Below are 1,867 nucleotides of genomic sequence, written 5' to 3'. Positions count from 1 at the left end.
CGCGGCGACGACGGCCTGTTCCGGCCGCCCGTCGGCGAAGAGGGCGAGCCGGTCGTGCTCGAGGCGGACGAAGATGCGCGCCTGGTCAGCGGTACCCTGGAGGGCAGCAATGTCAGTGCTGTCGAGAGCATGGTGGCGATGATCGACGTGGCGCGGCGCTACGACATGCAGATGAAGGTGATCGGTAGCGCCGACGAGAATGCCCAGCGCGCCAACAACCTGCTCTCCATTCAGGGTTAACGAGGAACCGAACGATGATCAAATCGCTGTGGACCGCCAAGACCGGTCTCGAATCGCAGCAGGTGCAGTTGGACGTGATCTCCAACAACCTGGCCAACGTGAGCACCAACGGCTTCAAGCGCTCGCGGGCGGTGTTCGAGGACCTGCTCTATCAGAACCTGCGCCAGCCCGGGGCGCAGAACAACGTCCAGAACCGTTTGCCTTCCGGCATGCAGGTGGGAACCGGAGTGCGCCCGGTGGCCACCGAGCGCCTGCACACTCAGGGCGGCTTGCAGAATACCGAGAACTCCCGCGACCTGGCGATCAACGGGCAGGGGTTCTTCCAGGTGCTGCTGCCCGACGGTACCACCGCCTACACCCGTGACGGCAGCTTCCAGATCGACGAGAACGGCCAGATGGTCACCGCCAACGGCTATCCGATGGAGCCGGCGATCATCATTCCCGACAACGCCCTGTCGCTGAGCGTGGGCGAGGACGGCATCGTCACCGTGACCCAGCCGGGCACCTCCCAGGACACCCAGATCGGCCAGATCACCATCTCGACCTTCGTCAATCCCACCGGTCTGCAGAGCATCGGCGGCAATCTCTATCTGGAGACCACCTCTTCCGGTCCTCGCAACGAGACGATGCCGGGCATGAACGGGGCCGGGCGGCTGATGCAGAACTACGTGGAGACCTCCAACGTCAACGTGGTGGAGGAGATGGTCAGCATGATCCAGACCCAGCGGGCCTACGAAATCAACAGCAAGGCGGTGCAGACCAGCGACGAGATGCTGGCGCGCCTCGCGCAGCTGTAATCCGACGAGGGCGGACGACGCATGAAAGGGCAGACCTCTTCGCACCTGTGGCGGCTGGCGGTGGCGGCCATGATGGTATCCATCATGGCCGGCTGTGCGCAGATTCCGCGCGCCTCCCTGGTGGGCGAGCAGGAGATGATCAATATCGCCGAGCCGCCGCCGCCGATTCCCAACGGGTCCATCTATCAGGCGCATCGCGGCGTTCAGCCGCTGTTCGAGGATCGCCGCCCGCGTCAGGTGGGGGATATCCTCACCATCGTGCTCGACGAGCAGGTCAGCGCCAGTTCCAACTCCCAGAGCAGCGCCACCCGCAATGGCTCGGCGAATCTCGACATCATGCAGATTCCCGAGGTGATCGACTTCCTGGTCGACTATGGGTTCGACGTGTCGGGAGGCAATTCCTTCTCGGGAGGCGGTGGCACCCAGGCCAGCAACAACTTCACCGGCACCATCACCGTGTCGGTGCTCGAGGTGATGCATAACGGCAACCTGCGGGTGCGCGGCGAGCGCCAGGTCGGCATCAACCAGGGGCGCGAGTTCATCCGCTTCTCGGGCGTGGTCAATCCGCGCACCATCACCGGCCAGAATACCGTGCCTTCGACGCAGGTCGCCGATGCGCGCATCGAGTACGTCGGCGACGGCTATATCAACGAGGCACAGCACATGGGCTGGCTGCAGCGCTTCTTCCTCAATGTCTCGCCTTTCTGATCGGGAGCGTTCGATAGATGCCTAGGAATTCTTGCTTCATGCTCTCATCGCGGATCTCGCCCATGGCCTGGCTGTTCGGCGCGGCGCTGTGGCTCGCCCTGGCGGCGCCGGTCCAGGCCGAG

3 protein-coding genes are annotated in these 1,867 nt (G+C 64.1%); all 3 read left to right on the top strand.

All coding sequences use genetic code 11. The features are described from left to right. On the top strand, nt 1–240 hold a 240-nt coding region (locus B7L71_RS16190), incomplete at its 5' end, for a flagellar basal body rod C-terminal domain-containing protein (protein WP_283160419.1). A gap of 14 nt (nt 241–254) precedes the next feature. Further along, on the top strand, nt 255–1,037 hold the full coding sequence (flgG, locus tag B7L71_RS16185) for a flagellar basal-body rod protein FlgG (protein ID WP_081139151.1): 783 nt from the start codon (nt 255–257) through the stop codon (nt 1,035–1,037). Between the two features lie 69 nt (nt 1,038–1,106). Then, nucleotides 1,107–1,745, top strand: coding sequence for a flagellar basal body L-ring protein FlgH (locus B7L71_RS16180; RefSeq protein WP_446497443.1), 639 nt, complete (start codon nt 1,107–1,109; stop codon nt 1,743–1,745). The last annotated feature ends 122 nt before the right edge of the window (nt 1,746–1,867 follow it).

This window comes from Halomonas sp. BC2, from assembly GCF_002078115.1.
Taxonomy (GTDB): domain Bacteria; phylum Pseudomonadota; class Gammaproteobacteria; order Pseudomonadales; family Halomonadaceae; genus Vreelandella; species Vreelandella stevensii.
Note: the sequence above shows the minus strand (reverse complement) of the source record. Positions and strands in the feature narration are given on the sequence as shown.

Bases quoted from the DNA above. Each gene is read 5' to 3' on its own strand.
- flgG (WP_081139151.1), top strand. From the start codon at position 255: ATGATCAAATCGCTGTGGACCGCCAAGACCGGTCTCGAATCGCAGCAG.
- B7L71_RS16180 (WP_446497443.1), top strand. From the start codon at position 1,107: ATGATGGTATCCATCATGGCCGGCTGTGCGCAGATTCCGCGCGCCTCC.